13 protein-coding genes and 3 pseudogenes are annotated in these 16,882 nt (G+C 40.2%); 7 read left to right on the top strand and 9 right to left on the bottom strand.

Translation table 11 applies throughout. The features are described from left to right. A complete protein-coding gene (ubiE, locus tag ACX27_RS10090; protein WP_062291619.1) occupies window positions 1–699 on the top strand; it encodes a bifunctional demethylmenaquinone methyltransferase/2-methoxy-6-polyprenyl-1,4-benzoquinol methylase UbiE in 699 nt (232 codons plus the stop codon). Window positions 700–805: 106 nt separating this feature from the next. Continuing rightward, entirely contained in the window at window positions 806–2,041 is a 1,236-nt protein-coding gene (locus ACX27_RS10095; protein ID WP_062298261.1) for a DUF445 domain-containing protein, read from the top strand. A 161-nt stretch (window positions 2,042–2,202) separates the two neighbouring features. Here the strand turns inward: ACX27_RS10095 and ACX27_RS10100 are convergent, their stop codons facing one another. The 7 genes and pseudogenes from ACX27_RS10100 to topA all read right to left on the bottom strand — a co-directional run bounded on the left by ACX27_RS10100 (window position 2,203) and on the right by topA (window position 10,412). Next, entirely contained in the window at window positions 2,203–2,436 is a 234-nt protein-coding gene (locus ACX27_RS10100) for a hypothetical protein (RefSeq protein WP_062291622.1), read from the bottom strand. Between the two features lie 18 nt (window positions 2,437–2,454). Next, window positions 2,455–5,120 (bottom strand): annotated as a pseudogene (locus ACX27_RS10105) (HD family phosphohydrolase). Between the two features lie 439 nt (window positions 5,121–5,559). Then, window positions 5,560–6,150, bottom strand: a complete 591-nt coding sequence (locus ACX27_RS35265; protein WP_335337786.1) for an ADP-ribosylglycohydrolase family protein — start codon at window positions 6,148–6,150, stop codon at window positions 5,560–5,562. Between the two features lie 61 nt (window positions 6,151–6,211). Further along, window positions 6,212–6,487, bottom strand: coding sequence for a hypothetical protein (locus tag ACX27_RS35270; RefSeq protein ID WP_335337787.1), 276 nt, complete (start codon window positions 6,485–6,487; stop codon window positions 6,212–6,214). A gap of 213 nt (window positions 6,488–6,700) precedes the next feature. Continuing rightward, on the bottom strand, window positions 6,701–7,153 hold the full coding sequence (aroQ, locus tag ACX27_RS10115; protein WP_062298263.1) for a type II 3-dehydroquinate dehydratase: 453 nt from the start codon (window positions 7,151–7,153) through the stop codon (window positions 6,701–6,703). Between the two features lie 24 nt (window positions 7,154–7,177). After that, entirely contained in the window at window positions 7,178–7,276 is a 99-nt protein-coding gene (locus tag ACX27_RS32695; RefSeq protein WP_162491113.1) for a DNA topoisomerase I, read from the bottom strand. Between the two features lie 484 nt (window positions 7,277–7,760). Beyond that, on the bottom strand, window positions 7,761–10,412 hold the full coding sequence (gene topA / locus ACX27_RS10125; RefSeq protein ID WP_062291628.1) for a type I DNA topoisomerase: 2,652 nt from the start codon (window positions 10,410–10,412) through the stop codon (window positions 7,761–7,763). 629 nt (window positions 10,413–11,041) lie between these two features. Here topA and ACX27_RS10130 point away from each other — a divergent pair. The 3 genes and pseudogenes from ACX27_RS10130 (at window position 11,042) to ACX27_RS10140 (ending at window position 13,397) form a co-directional block, all read left to right on the top strand. After that, window positions 11,042–11,338, top strand: a complete 297-nt coding sequence (locus ACX27_RS10130) for a hypothetical protein (RefSeq protein ID WP_062291630.1) — start codon at window positions 11,042–11,044, stop codon at window positions 11,336–11,338. Next, window positions 11,325–12,395, top strand: a pseudogene (locus ACX27_RS35670) (DUF6745 domain-containing protein). The gene ACX27_RS10130 and the pseudogene ACX27_RS35670 overlap by 14 nt, the downstream one beginning before the upstream one ends. A gap of 96 nt (window positions 12,396–12,491) precedes the next feature. Continuing rightward, complete coding sequence (locus ACX27_RS10140) at window positions 12,492–13,397, top strand: DNA-methyltransferase (RefSeq protein WP_062291634.1); 906 nt, start codon at window positions 12,492–12,494, stop codon at window positions 13,395–13,397. 42 nt (window positions 13,398–13,439) lie between these two features. On the opposite strand, the gene ACX27_RS10145 is transcribed toward ACX27_RS10140, so the two are convergent. Continuing rightward, window positions 13,440–13,634 carry a hypothetical protein gene (locus tag ACX27_RS10145; RefSeq protein ID WP_062291637.1) on the bottom strand — a complete coding sequence of 65 codons (195 nt, stop codon included), beginning with the start codon at window positions 13,632–13,634 and terminating at the stop codon, window positions 13,440–13,442. Between the two features lie 698 nt (window positions 13,635–14,332). On the opposite strand from ACX27_RS10145, the pseudogene ACX27_RS10150 reads away from it, so the two are divergent. Together ACX27_RS10150 and ACX27_RS10155 are read left to right on the top strand one after the other, a co-directional pair. After that, window positions 14,333–15,486: pseudogene (locus ACX27_RS10150) on the top strand (SGNH/GDSL hydrolase family protein). Between the two features lie 5 nt (window positions 15,487–15,491). Further along, entirely contained in the window at window positions 15,492–15,854 is a 363-nt protein-coding gene (locus ACX27_RS10155; protein ID WP_062291641.1) for a DUF4864 domain-containing protein, read from the top strand. Between the two features lie 168 nt (window positions 15,855–16,022). Here ACX27_RS10155 and larE read toward each other — a convergent pair whose 3' ends face one another. After that, window positions 16,023–16,871: an ATP-dependent sacrificial sulfur transferase LarE gene (gene larE, locus ACX27_RS10160; RefSeq protein ID WP_062291644.1), complete on the bottom strand. Its 849-nt coding sequence runs from the start codon at window positions 16,869–16,871 to the stop codon at window positions 16,023–16,025. Window positions 16,872–16,882 lie beyond the last annotated feature (11 nt).

Consider the following 16,882-nt stretch of genomic DNA (forward strand, 5'->3'; position numbering starts at 1 on the left):
ATGAATCAAGAAATTCGCGCCATTTTTGACAGTATTGCTCCCGTATATGACCAGCTAAATAATTGGTTGAGTTTGGGACAACACCGGATATGGAAAGAAATGGCGATTAAATGGAGTGGTGCTAAACCCGGAGACACTTGTATTGATTTGTGTTGTGGGAGTGGTGATTTAGCGTTGTGTTTAGCACGACGTGTAGGCAACACAGGACATGTCTATGGTGTGGATTTTTCCCCTAACCTACTCGCCACTGCTCAAGAACGCTCTCAACAACAATACCCCCAACCCGCCATCACTTGGGTAGAAGCAGATGTTCTCAATTTGCCTTTTGAGAATAACCAATTTGATGCGGCAACAATGGGTTATGGGTTAAGAAATGTTACAGATATTCCCCAAAGCCTGAGAGAAATTCACCGCGTTCTTAAGCCCGGTGCAAAAGCGGCAATTTTAGATTTTCATCGCCCAAACAACCCGCAATTAAGAGCGTTTCAACAATGGTACTTAAATTCTATAGTTGTACCAATGGCTGAAAGTTTGGGCTTAAAAGAACAGTATGCCTACATCAGTCCCAGCTTAGATCGTTTTCCCACAGGAGACGTGCAAATGGAATTAGCGCGGCAAGCTGGTTTTGCATCTGTTACACATTACCCCATTGTGAACGGTATGATGGGAGTGTTGGTAGTTGGTAAATCTGAGACTTGAGATTTGAGGTTTTTGATTGACTCTGCTGGCAAAGAAGCAGAAGTCTTTGAGAAATCAATTTCTGAGTCTAAATTTCCAAATTCAAAATTGGCAAGTCCAAAATCCTGTGGATTGGTCTCATCTTTGGCTTTATGTATCTCCCCCAATATTAGGTGGGGTAATTGGCTATTTCACAAACGATATAGCCATCAAAATGTTATTTCGTCCCTATCGCGCAATTTATATTGGTGGACGACGAGTGCCTTTTACTCCCGGTTTGATTCCTCGCAACCAGGAGCGTTTGGCGAAAAATATTTCTAATACAATCATGGGTTCGCTGCTCACGCCAGAAGAATTACAAAATCTGGCACGGCGCTTGTTGCAAACAGAACGAGTCCAAGGGGCAATTCTGTGGTTGCTAAAGTTAGCAATTGAACAAATTAAGGCGGATAAAAACCAGAAAAGTGCTAAAATAGTAGCCGGAATTTTGCGTGATTTGTTAGGCGAATCTTTACCACGCTTGTTAAAAGTTTTAGCAAGAAGAGAAGACTTTTTAGAGGCGCAAATCAATCAAATTTTTGATCAAGTCCTGCTAGATTTACAACTGACTGATGAACAGGCTACACGCCTAGCTGATTGGTTATTGCAGACAGTTTTACCTCCTGATGTGTTGCGTCAGGCAATAGTTGATTTTTTAACCGATCGCACAATTCAAATTATCGATGAAAGCTTTCGGGAAAAAACAAGCGGTACTTATTGGGTAGTAGCCAATTTGTTTGGCTTACGCAACACCCTTACCAGACTGAGAACTTTTTGTTTGGATGAAAAAGAAGCCACAAATGCGCGTTTGCAAGAATTAACTCAAGATTTGCAAGTGCGCGATCGCTTGAAAAAAATCCTGCAAAATTTATCATTACAAAACTTACCCATTGGGACAGTCAGACAGTTACGCAAAACCACCCGCGAAACAGTCCGCCAATATATTCAAAGTACTGGTGGTGACTTACTACAAGGATTCACCGATTCTGTAAATTGGGAAAATATCGCTACATTATTGCTGAATCGCTTGAGTGCTTCACCTGTGGTCAATTCTTCTTTAGAAGTGGTCAGCTTAGAATTAGCCTTGATTTTAGAACGTTATTTAGAAAAAGATTTAGAGGCTATTGTGGCGCAAGTCATTCCAATTTTGTCCATCGACCAAGTAATTATTGACCGTGTAAAGTCAACTTCTCCGGCTGATTTAGAAGCAGCAATCGAAGGAATTGTCAAAAATGAATTACAGGCGATCGTAACTTTAGGTGGTGTTTTAGGTTTTATTGTTGGGTTATGCCAAACAGCATTTTTAATCTTGAGTCAGCAGTAAATCATACTAATTCTATATGAAGATGCACAGAATCTTAAGAGGCGAACCGCCAAGAACGCCAAGGATCTAGAGCTTCACATTCAACGTAGAGACGTTGTATACAACGTCTCTACAAAATTTATAGGGTACAGCTTCATATTAAACTGATATTATTAGTTAAATTAAGATTTATCGATTACGGCAAGATAAGAAGATAAATCTTCTTCCGCAAATGTATCTGAATATAGTTTTTTAGTAAAAATTTTCAGAACGTCTTTGATTGAAACTTCTTTAACACAAATTCTATCAACGTCATATAACTCTCTACTTTGGATTTGAGTGACTATCCATACTTGACGATTTTTACATTGGATTTGTAGTGTTTTTTTCTTAGAACCACCATCAGTTAAGTGCAATTTAAATTACGAATTAGACTACTTATTACTAACCTTTAATTTAGGATAAGCAATACGCTTGTGGTGAAATTGCTGCCAAACCTCAACAAAAATTTCAGCAATTTGCTTCATTTCATCCCGCGTTAGTCCAGATTCTTGCAGTTGATTGTCTTGCCATCTGGCACGCAAAATATTATTGAGGGTTGTTAAAGCTTGTTCAGATGTGACTTCTTTGAGCGATCGCAAGGCGGCTTCACAAGCATCTGCTAACATCACAATTCCCGTTTCCCGTGATTGGGGAATTGGGCCATCGTAGCGGAAATCAGCTTCGTCTAATTTGATGCTGGGGTCTGCTTGGGCTTGCTGCTGTGCTTGATGATAAAAATAAGCAATCAGCATTGTACCTTGGTGTTCGGGAATAAATGCTTGAATTGCTGTAGGCAAAGAATGTTTACGCGCCATTACTAACCCTTCACTAACGTGCTTTTTAATAATTTCGGCACTTTTCCAAGGGTCTTGAATTTCTGTTTCGTGTTTATTTGGCCCCCCCATTTGGTTTTCAATAAAACCCAAAGGATCGTGCATTTTACCAATGTCGTGGTATAAAGTTCCAGCCCTGACTAATTCAACATTACAACCTAATTTTTTCGCCGCCGCTTCTGCTAAGGTGGCGACAAATAGGGTGTGTTGAAAAGTTCCAGGTGTTTCTGTGGCCAGTTTTTTTTAATAAGGGACGGTTAGGATTTGCTAGTTCTGCTAACCGAATTGGAGTGACTAAATCAAATAATTTTTCTAAATAAGGACTCACACCCAAGGCGATGATACTCCAAGCTAAACCTGATAAAGCAAACAGTCCGGCTGTTTGAAAGACTATGTACCAGCCTGTACTAAATGCTGCACCCATCAATAAACTCACAATTAAGTAAACACTACCTTGCGTAGCAGCAATAGCTACACCTAATAATGCTAATTCTTCCCGTGATCGCAGTTTTTGGGCGATGTAACTACCTAATATTCCTCCAATTGCGCCAGCCACCAAGGCGATTTTACTGACTTCCAAACTTGAGGATATCACTAGCAACAATAACCCTATGACTGTTGCACCCAAAGTCTGTCCATAAAAGCTGCCTAGTAGTAAACCAACTGCACTCCAGCTAGTATGAAATATTCCCATTGCGATCACACCAGGAGTACTCAAAGTTAGTAGTAATATTAATAGGCGATCGCGTTGGCGTAATCGGTACTTATTGCGCTTTTCTACCCAAACAAAAATCCCAATTGCCCCTGTAACAATTACTGCTAACTTCGCCAGACCTAGCCAGTTATTTTCCCGACGAATTAATTTATACTTTTCCAAAACATCAAATTGCCACTCAGTAATTTTTTTACCTTGGCGGACAATTATCTGACCTTGATGCACCGGAACTATGACGGGTGAAACTCCTTCTGCTGCTTGTTTAGCTTGTATTCTAGTTTTTTCTTCATCTTTTTTTTAAGTTGGGTTGTAAAACTGCCAACAACAGCTTAGAGGCTAAAGCTTCCGCATCTTTCGGCACAACATACTGCACATGGGTACTGACTGCATTCTGTAAAATTTTATCTGGAAGTCCTTCGGGAATACCCTGAGTCAGAATGCGGTCAGCAATTTGCCTGACTTGGGTATAGGTATTTGACCAATCATCATCTGATAAATCTAAGATGACTGTTTCTTGATAAACTGTCCCTGGGTTATTTGTATCTAGTTGTAAAAATTGCGACTTGGCTTGGATATAAGCTTGGCGGATTTGAGATATTTGCTGTACCAAAGAAGATAAATTTTGTGCTGAGGTGGTGATTCGGTAAGCTTCTAATTCTCCTACAGCTATTTGAAAGTCTTTGTTTTGGGTAATTTTGCTGGGTTGAGGCGACTTAGATGGTATGGTCGGGATGATAGTTATAGGCTGGTTCGGCTCAGTAGATGAACCTGTGGCAGATGGAAATAAGGGAGGATATTTAGGAGAGTGAGGTTTTTGGGGAAATCCTAGTGAAAGTTCTAATTTCTGTTTACTCTTGTTTTCGATAGTGGCTAATAGTGCTTTCCATTCTGAGTCAGAACAAGCACGTAGATATTGCTGGGTAGGTAAAGATAAAACTGCGGTGTCAAAAAAAGGAAAAGGCCCAGCAACAGAACGAATTTCATTACCTTGGTCGAGAATTTGTTGTAGTTCTTGGTTGATCTTGTTGGTGATCTTTTCGTCAACCATTAAGACTGGTATAGAACTTCTACTCACATCTTTACGTCGAGCTTCAGTTTGTTTTTTATCTTCAATGCTGGTAGAGTAAGGAGCCTTAAAAGTTTGTGGTGCGTAGGTTCCTACTTGCAGCTGGGGTTGGTTGTATAGCTTATGACCTAGTACCCCTGTTAAAGAAACAACTGCGATCGCAAACACCACAGAAGAACGTTTTTCGTGTACCCAGCCTAAACCGACTGCTGTAATTCCAGTCAGAGTTTTGAACGATTTTGTCATTGATCTGGATACCGTTGGGTGTTTATGAAGTTTGCTGTGATGAAAATTCCTGAGAAAATTCTTTTGAGGTTGATCATGGCAACTTTGGCTATTTGGACATTGCTTAACCAGCCAGCGCACTGGACGACACATAACTGTATAACGCCGCCAAGAATTTAATTGCTGGGTTAAGGAGTGAAAAAATTGTTGCTTTTTCATTACCTCTGGCCGCTGACTTTCATAGCTGATTCCATTTTCGATGGTGGAATGATTTTATTGATACCGAGTTGCAGTTAAAGATAGTAATTTGGGGTGGGAGTATGGAGTCGGAATACTATTTCTGAAAGCAACTTAGTATGATTAGCTTTTCATAAATTCATTGATTGCCATCATTTTTCCCATTGGTATCAGAACAAAATTTTCTTAAAAAAAGGTTACATTTTACAGGCGATAGGTTATAAAAAATTAGAAGTTTTACTTTCGTTGAAGTACTCACACATAGTTAATTACACAGATTTTTTTCCTGTTCCTTGTTCCCTGTAATGCACTGCGATGCTCTGAACTTGTCGTTCGCGTAGCGTCTCAGGCAGGAGAAGTGTTCCCTACCTCCACAAATAAATTTAATTTTATGTAACTACTTAGATTTATTAAAGCTTAATTAACGTGAGCGAATGACGCGCGGTGCTGCAAAGACAGAAACAAACTTGTGTTTTTCCAACATCACACATCCTTCTAAAGTCAATGGTTTGGGATGTAGGGACAGGTTATATACTCCTGACCAAACAACTAAAAGTGCATCGGTTAATTCTAACATTTGTGGATAATTGACCATTATCCCAGTAGAACTATCAGTGGATAAATGCAGCACTCGCCACTGTGTAGGAATTCCGGCTGTACTATTGTAAGTTCCCGATAAAGCACCTGCGATCGCACCTATAATCGGGGAAGGTAACAGCTGATTTACGCGTAAAACCGTCAAACGAAAGTCTTCTAGTGTACTGAGAAAGCAGTAAAATGCCAATGCGATCGCACTGCTAGTTTTATCTTTAGTATTTAACTCTGCTTTAGCTGTTTCTAACCCAGCGTGTTTAGATAACAAATCATTAACTTGTAATAATTTTTTTGGTAATGATGTTGGTGTTTCACCAATAAAACTAATAATTTGGGCTATGAGAGTTTGCGGATCTAATTTTTCGGTTAAAGATAAAGCGATCGCATAGCCTACTGCCAATATTCCATCTCGTACCACTGCATCTTCCCCCCACAGTTGGTACGTGTGTAGTAAATTATTTCTTAACTTCAGCAAATTGTCATGAAAAAAAAAGTGCCACTGGTAAAGTGGCTAAAATAATTTCCGAAGTGGCATTCTGACTGAGATGAAAGTTAGGCAATTCTTGTTGCTGACGCTGTTTCCAGTCATCTAAATCTAGTTTGCCTAGCTTCACCAGACTTTCGGTACCAAGCAGCATTAATTTGCCAATATCTGAGACAACTTGAGGTGATTTGTCTCCCGACTTAGCTAAATTTGCACCTAATAATGCTCCAAGTAAAGTACCTCGAAAGCGGCTGAATAGTGAATAGCGCATATTTTGAAGGATGAAGTATGAAGTGTGTAGACACGCTGTGCGCGGCTTCCCATTCCTGAAGGATAGGGCAGTCTGAAAAGTAAGGGGCTAATATATTTTGCTACTACATAAGCTGGGTTCTGCTACGCGAACTAACAAAACATTAAATTTCTTTCAACTCGCGTCGGCTAGTTTTGTCTATGTAGCTAAAACATCAGTTCCCCATATCTTTATTTATCCTTCATCCTTTCGTAAATGATGCACTAAAGCTTGTAAGCCTAGAAAATAACTTTGTGCGCCAAAACCGCTAATTTGACCAATCACTACAGGCGCGATGTAAGAATGATGGCGAAAATCTTCTCGACGGTAAATATTACTGAGGTGTACTTCAATTGCTGGTAAATTGACTGCTGCGATCGCATCCCGTAGTGCCACACTAGTATGTGTATACGCCCCAGCATTAATCAAAATTCCCTGGTGTTGACCTAAAGCTTCATGAATCGCATCTACCAAAGCTCCTTCATGATTAGACTGCATGGCAAACACACTTGCTTGCATCTTTGCCGCTTGTTCTTGCAATAAACGGTTAATTTCAGCCAAAGTTACAGCACCATAAATTCCCGGCTCTCGCTGTCCCAGCAAATTTAGGTTTGGCCCATGCAGTACCAAAATGCTTAAAGGTTGCACCTGCAATTGTTCGTTCCTTCAGGTTTAACGACGACGGGAACGTTCATTGACTGGAATCGGAATCAGTTCCGGTTCCGGTTCAGCTTCTGGCCCCAGCAGGGCTTCAATTAGCTTGCGTGCCATTTCCTTCAGCCTTTCCAGTACCTTTTCTATATAGTCCATGAACTGACCGCTCCTGAATTACTACCTACTTTAATTAACAGCTACGCGGAAATTGGCTTATTATTACACGTTTTGCTGCTAACTTGGCTGATTCCCGAATTTTTGATTCTGGGTTAGCCATTTTAAAAGTTGCAAGTTGTGATTTCCCTTACTTTTTAGAGTATCACATCCACAGCCCAATAAACTGTATCTGTCACAAGATGGGTATGTTGTCAAAATAGTCAAGATTCATTTCTCATTGGTCAAGAGTCATTTGTCATGGGAAATTAGTTATGATTTCTGGACTTAATAGACTGCTGAGTGCTGAGTACCAACTAATAAGAAATTTCAGCCTGCAAAGGCAGGCTTTGTTCCTGTAGCCGTGATTTTAATTGTTCTATCTCCTTGTCTCCCTTGTCCCCAAATAAAGAGAGATTTTATTACTTGGAAGTCCCTAAACTCAACTTCATCCCTCACTCTTTTTAGCAGTGGTCTTGGATGACTTAGTAGTTGATTTAGCGCGGGTACTAGTTGTTTTGCTGGTGGTTTTGCGGGTAGATTTTTTTCCAGACGAAGCTTTACTAGCTAACAATTCCAGGGCTTGAGATAAGGTCATCTCCTCCACCGACTGTCCTTCAGGAATGCTGACATTAGTTTTGCCATGCTTGATATAAGGGCCATAAGGGCCATCATAGATATTAATGGGTGAATCATCTTCAGGATGGTTACCCAATTCCCGTAAGGCGGCTTTAGATTTGTTGTTAACAGAACTCCGTCCCTTTTTCGGTTCTGATAATATTTCCAACGCTCTTTCTAAAGAAACTGTTAAAACATTATCTGCCGCTTTTAACGAACGGTAATCTTTGCCTTCTTTGCCTTGGTCATGAACTACGTAAGGGCCATAGGGGCCGATACTAGCTTGAATTCTGCCTCCTGTCGCTGGGTGGGTTCCCAAAGTGCGGGGAAGTGCTAAAAGACCAACAGCCATTTCGAGAGTGACGTTTTCTTGCGGCACGTTTTTGGGAATGGAAGCTTGTTTTGGTTTAGGATTTTCTTCGGTTTTGTCACCTAATTGGACATAAGGGCCGTAAGTTCCAATTTTGATATAAATTGGTTCACCTGTTTCGGGATGGCGACCGAGTTCGTCGGGGCCAGTAGTTTTTTGCTTCAGTAAAACTTCTACTTGTTTAGGGTCGAGGTCAGCCGGGGTTAAATCTTTGGGAATGGAGGCTGTCACTACAGCATCACCGTTTTCCACTTCGATGTAAGGCCCGTATTTGCCAATGCGGACTTTTGCCTCTAAATTTTCTAGTTCTACAGTTCTGGCTTTATTGGCATCAATTTGACTTTTTTGTTCTTTAACTAAGGTTTCTAAACCTTTGTCTCCCAGATAAAATTCCCGCAGGTAAGGAAGCCAGTTAACTTCACCTTCGGCAATGTCATCTAAAGTTTGCTCCATTTTGGAGGTAAAGCCAGGGTCAACAATATCGGGGAAGTGTTTTTCTAATAAGCTGGTGACGGCAAAGGCGGTGAAGGTGGGAATTAAAGCATTATTCACCAATTGGGCATAACCTTTATCAATGATTGTGCCGATAATGCTGGCGTAGGTACTGGGGCGACCAATACCTTCACTTTCTAAGGTTTTCACCAAAGAGGCTTCGGTGTATCGGGCTGGGGGTTGGGTTTCGTGACCAATTGCTTCTAGTTCTTTACAATTTGGATGATCCCCAACTTTCAGGTTAGGTAAGATAATTTCTTGATCTTCTAGCGCGGCTTCGGGGTCATCGGAACCTTCAACGTAAGCGCGTAAGTAACCAGGAAAGTCGATGCGTTTTCCAGACGAGCGGAAGCCTGCATCCTCCACTTGTAACTGCACAGTAATTTGAGTTTGGCGGGAGTCAGCCATTTGACAGGCGACGGTACGCTTCCAAATTAAGTCGTAGACAGCCAGTTCCCGACCGCTTAAACCTGTTTCTTGGGGTGTGCGGAAGGTGTTACCGGCGGGGCGGATGGCTTCGTGGGCTTCTTGTGCGCCTTTAGATTTGGTGGTGTATTGCCGGGGTTGGGGGCTGAGATATTGCTTACCGTACAGCTTTTCTACACAATCACGGGCAGCTGCGATCGCCTGATCTGACAAATGCACCGAGTCTGTACGCATATAGGTAATATACCCTTGCTCGTACAAGTTTTGAGCAATCCGCATCGTATCCCGTGCCGACAGCCTCAGTTTCCGGTTGGCTTCTTGTTGCAAGGTGGAGGTAGTGAACGGTGGTGCAGGTTTACGCGTAACTGGCCGTTCCTCCATCTCGGTAACATCCCAGGTTTTACCTGTTAACCGTTCTTTCAACGCCACAGCATCGGCTTCTGTGAGTAACACCACATTGCGCCCAGCCGCGATTTGTCCTGTGTTGGGGTCAAAATCACTGCCACTCGCTACTTTTGTGCCACCCAAGGTCACTAACTGGGAGGTAAATGGAGCTTTTGCTTGTTCTAAATAGGCTTTTAAATCCCAATATGTCCCTTCACGGAAAGCGCGGCGTTGGCGTTCTTTTTTCACCAATAATCGCACAGCTACAGACTGGACTCGCCCAGCAGATAATCCCCAGGCGATTTTTTCCCACAGCAGGGGCGAAAGTGTATATCCTACCAAACGGTCTAAAATTCGGCGTGTTTCTTGGGCGCGGACTAACTGTTCATCAATAGTGCGGCAGTTTTTCAAAGCTTTTTTTATCGCCTCTTGGGTGATTTCGTGAAACACCATCCGCTTAGTCGGAACTTTGGGCTTGAGCAATTGGTATAAATGCCAACTGATGCTTTCTCCTTCCCGGTCTTCGTCAGTTGCCAGGATGAGTTCAGTTGCCTCTTTTAAGGCATCTTTGAGCTGAGTAACAACTTTCTTTTTGTCTTTGGGGACAACATACACCGGTTCAAAGTCTGCGTCCACATTTACCCCTAGCTGCGCCCATTTTTCCCCTTTGATGGTCGTGGGGATTTCACTTGCTGACTGGGGGAGGTCACGGACATGACCCATAGACGCTTCTACCCGATAGTCTTTTGGTAGGTAGTTGCGAATGGTACGAGCTTTGGTGGGAGATTCGACGATGACGAGAGTTGACATGGAAATTTCAAAAAAAAGAATAGCTGTCAAGCTAAACAGTCAAATTGAAGCAAGTTCTGTGAAATGTCAAGAGAAAATTCAAGCTTGGGGGCTGTGAATTCATCCTCACACAAACTGCCTAGAATTGCGAAAATTCGCAAAACTTTCAAAAGCAGTCTTTCTTAGAGCATAAGACAAAGAAACGTTGGCGATGAATTTCCAACTATTTCAATCTTTAACTTATCTCAGGCATAATTGGCGACTACCGTTGGCAAAATACTGTTCAAGTGTAGTAGGAGCATACTTTTTTATCAGGGTGTGGGGGTGTATGTTCACATCTTGCACTAAGCGACTGAAGTCAGTAGATTGGGTGGAGTGATAGCGAAACCCCTGACATTTTTTTGCTGCTTAAGTAAGTTGGTGAGAAAAAACCTAACTATGTTACGAAAGATTAACTAAGCTAAAAGCCTCTTTACTCCTGCCTCCTGCCTTCTGCCTTACCCTAACGATAAATATTTACGATGACCTACTTATTTGTTTTGGCTGGTGTGCTGCGACCTCTGAAATTTTTTAGGTTGTGCCAAAATTAAATCAAAATTGCGATTAAAAGCGAAGTAGGGTTCATTACTGTATAGCTCAAGGTTAAGACTATGAAAGCGATTCGCCAAGGTGATGTTATTTTACTACCTGTGGAGCAGGTTGATGGACAAAAGAAACTTGATTTAATTTTGGCAGAAGGTGAGGTTACAGGACACAAGCATAAAATTAGCGAGGGAGAAGCAGAGTTATATGAAAAGAATGGTACGCTCTATCTGCGCGTTTTTTTATCAGATATAGCCTTGCTAACTCACGAAGAACATCAGGCAATTCCTATCCCTCAAGGTAACTGGATAGTCAAAATTCAGCGTGAGTATGAGCCGGAAGGTTGGCGATATGTCGCAGATTAAAAAACTCATACCTGAGCAAGAAGCTTTGATTCCAGTTTATCGAGAGAAGTGGCGACAAATTGCGCTTTCTACTGAACGGATTGATAAGGGGATAGCGGCTGATGCTGTGAAAGCTGTTTATAAAATTCTGGGTTTCGATGAGCCGGAAATAGTATTTTTCGATAGCCCTTATGCAGCTTTAAAAGAATTTGCAACGCAATTAGATAATTCTTTATTTCACCAAAGCTCTTACAAAATTGAAGAAAAAATAACTGATTGAATAAAAAATCAGATACATGTTCAAATAAAAGTTAAAAAACTAAATATTTTACTGAATCAAGAAGAAATTAAATATTTAAGAAGTAATATAGGTCAAATATTTTTTAGTGGAATTCTAACAATAAAGCTCAATCAAGACATTTATGGTATTTATAATACAGAGTTTAGTGTTTTTGATTTAAATTACATATCATCAGAATCATGGGTCTTCAAAGCTAGTTATATTGATTTTTGTATATCTGAGTTGAATTGGGATTTATCTCAGCAAGATTGGTTAGTTATACAGAATCTAATTAAAAATTGTGGCTGGATTTTTCCTGATGAGCATATAGTAATTGTATGCGATCGCCCGCTTCATATCCGCTTCGATAATCAAAACCGCCTCCACGCTGAAGGTGAACCAGCAATTGAATTTGCTGATGGCTATAGCCTTTACTCTTATCACGGTGTCACCTTACCTGAAAAATATGGTAAACTTCATCCACAGCAATGGCAAGCCCAATGGTTATTAACAGAAACTAATGCTGAACTGCGGCGTGTGTTGATTGAAGGTATAGGTTACAGTCGCATTTGCCAAGATTTACAAGCTATTGAATTAGATAATTGGGCTGGATATACCCTGTTAAGAATTGATAATGATTTTATTGATATTGAACCGATTTTGTTATTAAAAATGACTTGTCCCAGTACAGGTTTTATTCATGTCTTACGTGTTCCCCCAAATATGCTGTCAGCCCGTGAAGCAATTCGCTGGGTTAATTGGGGGCTGGAGCCAGATGATTTTATAATAGAAACTTGAAAGCAGTTATTTTATTCGTGAATATGCAGATCCCCGACTTCTTTAAGAAGTCGGGGATCTAAAGATGGGTAATTTTGTTTTTAATATTTATCAATCTTGGCAACTGAACCAGAGAATACACCAAAATCTATTAATTTCACACCTTACTACACTCAAAGTTACGGCTCAATTTATTTAGGCGATAGTCTGCAACTCACCAAATTCTTAAAAGAAAGCAGCGTTAACCTGATTTTGACATCGCCGCCGTTTGCATTGACTCGCAAAAAAGAGTATGGCAATGAGAGTGCAGAAAATTATATTGAGTGGTTTCTACCCTTTGCGTCGGAATTTAAAAGAGTGCTGGCAGATAACGGCTCATTTATTTTAGATTTAGGCGGTGCATATCTTCCTGGTCATCCTGTACGGAGTCTTTATCAATACGAATTGTTATTGAGGTTGTGTAAGGAAGTGGGCTTTTTTTTGGCGCAAGAATTTTACCATTACAACCCAGCACGACTACCCACCCCGGCTGAGTGGGTAACAATTAGAAGAATCCGGGTAAAAGATGCGGTTAATGTTGTTTGGTGGTTATCAAAAACGGCAAACCCCAAAGCAGATAATCGGAAAGTTTTAAAGCCTTATAGCCAAAGTATGCAGCGATTACTCAAAAATGGTTATGAAGCAAAAATGCGCCCCAGTGGCCACGAAATTTCGGGTAAGTTTCAAAAAGACAATCAAGGTGCAATTCCACCAAATTTATTAGAAATTCCCAACACAGAATCTAATAGTCTTTATTTACGTCGCTGTAAAGCTAAGGGAATTCAGCCCCATCCGGCTAGGTTTCCGCAGGGGTTTGCTGAATTTTTTATCAAGTTTCTAACAGATGAGGGTGATCTGGTTTTAGATCCATTTGCTGGTTCCAACACAACGGGTTTTGTAGCTGAGACTTTTAAACGCCAATGGATTTCTTTTGAAATTAATCAAGATTATGTGACGGGGAGTCGTTTTCGATTTGTTGAGTAGCCAAATCTATTGAGAGTTCAAAGTAAAACTTAATAATTTTACTTAAATCTCTCCATCTACTTGCATTTTATGAACCTGATCTGCTAATTCTTGACGATTTTGATCATCAAGCTTATCGATCGCTAACATCCCCATGAGGATGACTTCTTTGAGAGTTAAACGAGTTGAATGTGCCTGTTTCTGCACAATCTCCTTGATAATCGGACTAACACCGATTGCTGTACTAGCTCTAGCCACAGAACAAAATGTATAACATTATAGACACCGCCTAAATCTTAGCATTTCCCTTAAAGTTGTTCTATATATCTGTTATTCGATTTAACTTAGTCCAAAAGAATAATTACTGATTTAAATCATAATCTGCTGATTTATAAAGTAAGTTTTACATTTGATTTTTAGCTTTTCTTTGCTGTATCTTGCTTACGGGCGTGAATCTCGCAGCCTTCAAGCTAAATTTTTTAACTCAGTAAATAGCTGGCGATCGCATCTTAAAACCAATCACAGCCTCATTGATTACATCTCTCCACATCCGAGTAGGCGCATGAGTTTGCCATCAAGCATTAATATTAACTTACGTATATTTATTTACGCTTAGTTATTGCTATACTAAGCAAGATTACTGCTGTCTATAGTAAATATATTGAGTGATTAACTCACAGTATAAAGGTTCTGCAAAGAACGAATCTCTACAATTTACTAATTTGCAGATTCACTGAAACGCTCAGGCAAAGCCATGTTCAATACGTAGGAACTTCTAGTTTTAGAAAAAGTTGCGTTAAAGAGATGATAAATTCCAAATGTAATCTTGTTAAACTACTTTACAGTACTACTGAGTGTAAATAAAAATAATAACTTAACCAAGAAAAAATCATCCTGAACACAGGTAACAAATGCTGTCATAAGGGAAAGTACTAAGTATGAGGAAATACAAAGCGATGAAGCACAATTATCTGTTAGCAATAGGCTTGTTAACAGGATTGGCAATACCAGTATCGACGCTTTCGCCTCTGTCAAACAGATTGCCAGCAAATTTTAGTTACCTGGGGACAGCAAAACATAATTCGCTGTTAATGATAGGTGAAAAAAATCTTCCTAGTTTTGACACCTCCTTACCGGAATTTAGATATCAAGCTTTACAACATATTAAAACCTCGCACTCAACAGTTAGTGAAAAAACTATTCCTAGTGTTGATATTTCCTCACAATCTTTAGAGTATTCCCAGTCAATAGTTGATCATAAAAAAAAATTTCAAATCTTGATGAATCTTCACCAGAAATTAGTGAACAAGGATTGTTAGCGCCAATTGAGTCACTATTTCATCGCAGTTCACCATCATCAAATGTACCACTAACATCTGGATATCAACTTTATTACCAAAGACTAGCGGCTTTAAAGACTGGTCAAATTTATACACGTATATCTGATGAATCGCCATCTTTTTCCGAGTCTAATAAACAGCGCCAATTAACTTACGAAGATTGGAAAAGTTTATTAGCTTTAGAAGCTAAAGCTGTGACAAAAGGTCAAGGTAATAATCATTTAAGCATTATGGTTGGGGATTCTTTAAGTTTGTGGTTTCCCCCAGAAAAACTACCAAGTGGCAAACTTTGGCTGAATCAAGGTATATCTGGTGATACTTCTGGTGGAATTTTAAAAAGATTAGGCGCATTTTCATCTACAAGGCCAGAAGTCATTTACATCATGGCGGGAATTAATGATTTACGCAGAGGGCTAAAGGATGAAGTGATTTTGCAAAATTACCGCCAAATTATCCGTCGGTTGCGACAGGCTCACCCAAAAACTGAGATAATTGTGCAATCAATTCTACCAGCAAGCTTACCAACAATTTCTAATAGCCAAATTCGGCGGATTAATTTTCAATTGTCCCTAATTGCTCAACAAGAGGGAGCGAATTATTTAAATATTCATGATTGGTTTACTGATTTTGAAGGTAATTTGCGTGTAGAGTTAACCACCGATGGATTACATCTATCCCAAGAGGGGTATGATGTTTGGCGTTCCGCATTAGAACAAGTCGAGTATAAGTTGACTCAGCGTGAACATGGAAAATTGCGATCGCAGTTTTAAAATTTATGGAAATTCATGATACTGATGCTATTACCATCCGTTCTGTAATTGAAAGTCAATTAGCAGCCTTTCAGCAAGATGATGCTCAAACTGCTTTTAGTTTCGCAAGTCCGGGAATTCAAGAGCAATTTCAAAGCCCAGAAAACTTTATGCGGATGGTAATGCTCAATTACCCAGCGGTGTATCGTCCTCGTTCTGTGATGTTTGAAAAAATTACTATTATTCAAGACAATATAACTCAACCTGTATTATTGTTGAGTCCTCATGGTATGCCTTTGAGGGCATTATATTTTATGGAACAGCAACGCGATGATACTTGGAAAATCAACGGTTGCATTTTAGTATCAGTAGAGGCGGAAATTACCTGAGAAGGCAGAAGGAAAAACTCAATATTATTAGTTAATGACTGGCTAGTTATACTATTCTTTTGAAATCTGTGCCTAAATTATTGCTGGATATCTTCTCTTTATATCTACATATTTTATTTATATAGATTAAGAGGCTTTGAGGGCGTGGATATCTGGCACAGTAATTTTTTAACTCCTACCTCCTGCCTTCTGACTTCTGACTTCTGAATTCACCCTTAAGATTTGATTTAATTTGCCGCTACGATAACCTTCTAAATCTAAAGTGACGTAGATAAAGCCAAATTCTTGAAATGCACCAACTACAGCAGGTAAATCAACAGCTAAAACAAAATCTTTAATTTTTTCTGGGGCTAACTCAATCCGAGCAGTATCACCTTCAGAGCGTACACGCAAATTATCCCATCCGAGTTTTCGCAGATAAATTTCGGCTCTACCGACACGTTGTAGTTTAGCTACGGTAATTTCTTCACCGTAAGGAAAACGGGAACTTAAGCAAGGTTGAGCAGGTTTATCCCACCAAGGTAAACCAAGTTGTTGAGAAAGTTGGCGAACTTCTAATTTAGATACACCAATTTCAGCTAAAGGCGATCGCGCCCCTCGTTCTTTGGCGGCTTGAATTCCTGGACGATAATCGTGTAAATCGTCGGCGTTCACCCCATCCACAACATAAGGGTAGCCTAACTCCACAGCTAATGGTTTGAGAGTATCGTGTAGTTCGCTTTTGCAAAAATAGCAGCGATTCACAGGATTTGATGTGTAGTTGGGATTTTCCATCTCATTTGTTGGAACAATTTGATGCGAAATCCCAATAGTTGCGGCTTGAATTTTTGCGTCTTCTAATTCTTCTGGTAACAGCGAAGGCGAAACTGCTGTGACAGCCAAAGCGCGATCGCCTAAAATATCATAAGCAATCTTCGCCACTAAAGTACTATCTACACCACCAGAATAGGCAATTAAGGCGCGTTCCATTTCGCCAAATAAGGCTTTGAGTTGCTGTAGTTTTTCCGACAATTTCATTTTGAATTCCT

Source organism: Nostoc piscinale CENA21 (genome assembly GCF_001298445.1).
Classification (GTDB): Bacteria; Cyanobacteriota; Cyanobacteriia; order Cyanobacteriales; family Nostocaceae; genus Nostoc_B; species Nostoc_B piscinale_A.